The sequence below is a fragment of the Bacteroides sp. RTP31139st1_H2_RTP31139_211217 genome (assembly GCF_040227615.1).
Classification (GTDB): Bacteria; Bacteroidota; Bacteroidia; order Bacteroidales; family Bacteroidaceae; genus Bacteroides; species Bacteroides uniformis.
In genome coordinates this window covers 46,187-46,526 of the sequence record NZ_JBCNZM010000023.1, presented here as the reverse complement: position 1 = coordinate 46,526, position 340 = coordinate 46,187, and the positions used below count along the sequence as shown (strand labels likewise).

The 340-nt window shown below is 48.5% G+C and carries 1 protein-coding gene; it reads right to left on the bottom strand.

Annotated features, from left to right (window positions below):
• Nucleotides 1-74: 74 nt before the first annotated feature.
• The coding region (locus tag ABUA47_RS05875; protein WP_349831458.1) for a hypothetical protein at nt 75-340 on the bottom strand (266 nt) is incomplete at its 5' end.

The following is a 340-nucleotide window of genomic DNA, read 5'->3' as shown; positions in this document are numbered from 1 at the left end:
GCTAATGTGCTAATTGGCTGCGCTGTATATGCTGCATGGTCATTGGTACATTAGCATATTGGCACATTAGCACATTAAAATTTAACTTCGGCAATACTGACGCGGTCATCGTTCAGCACGATGCGGAGGTCGCTGGCGGTAGTGCCTTTGAACGGATAGGAAATCAGTTTGCCGTATTCGCTGACGGTGCCCGAATATACGGTGAGGAACTGTCCGCCACCGCCCGAGAGCTGGATTTCGAAGGTTGCCGGCAGGTTGTTGTCACGTGTAAAGGCAATGGCAACTTTATCTACCTTGGCTCCGTTCTTTAAGGCAAAGGTAATATAATCTCCCTTCTTTC